Below are 754 nucleotides of genomic sequence, written 5' to 3'. Positions count from 1 at the left end.
ACGTTGTGTGTAATGTAAAAACTGAATTCTGACGAGAAAAATTCGAAATACTATTTATCTGATTTTAGGAGCTGTGATAATCTACTCACTAATAGCTTTACCTATTTCAAATTCTATGTCTGAAAAATATGGAATCCAACTAAACAATGACCGAATTGAACTCGGTCTAAAACCAATAACCGATAATTGGGCTTTAGATAGTATTGTTTTACAAGTGCCAGCTCGTGGAATGAATTGTTTTCCATCCGAAATTCCTGACACTACTAATTATCGTTTTTTAGAGAATAAGTGGTATTGCCAATATTGGACAAATAAAGAAATTGACAAAACTAAACCTTATCATAAAAGCAAAAAAATTTACTTCACAAAAAGCTTTTGGATTTGGCAAAACGAAATTGATTTTGAATATGATAATTTCATAAATCCAAATTCAAATCCGGCTGAATATGAAGAGTTAGAAATGTCTACTCATTGGCAAAGAAATGGAGAAATTTATGGTCATCTTGCACATATGAAAAATGGAGAAGATTTATTAATTGATGATGATGTTAATCAATCTATGTATGGATTTGACAAAGAAAAAGTAATCACGATTTTAGAAAAATGGGGACTGAAATAAACACTACACACAACATCGCGTATAATTAATTGCTTGGGTCAATGCTTTTTTGCGATAATTTCGAAGTCATGGAGTTCCGATTTTATTTACTAAATTAGCGCTTGAGACCCGCAACTAATCATACTCAAACACGTT

General features: G+C 31.3%; 1 protein-coding gene. It reads left to right on the top strand.

The window, feature by feature from the left end; genetic code table 11:
* The first annotated feature begins 115 nt into the window (after positions 1 to 115).
* Positions 116 to 619, top strand: coding sequence for a hypothetical protein (locus ESY88_RS20740; protein WP_147088612.1), 504 nt, complete (start codon positions 116 to 118; stop codon positions 617 to 619).
* Positions 620 to 754 lie beyond the last annotated feature (135 nt).

It is taken from the genome of Subsaximicrobium wynnwilliamsii (assembly GCF_007997225.1).
GTDB lineage: Bacteria > Bacteroidota > Bacteroidia > Flavobacteriales > Flavobacteriaceae > Psychroserpens > Psychroserpens wynnwilliamsii.
This window is presented reverse-complemented; position numbering and strand designations above follow the sequence as displayed.

Excerpts from the sequence above, each read along its gene's own strand:
- ESY88_RS20740 (WP_147088612.1), top strand. The coding sequence starts at position 116 with ATGTCTGAAAAATATGGAATCCAACTAAACAATGACCGAATTGAACTC.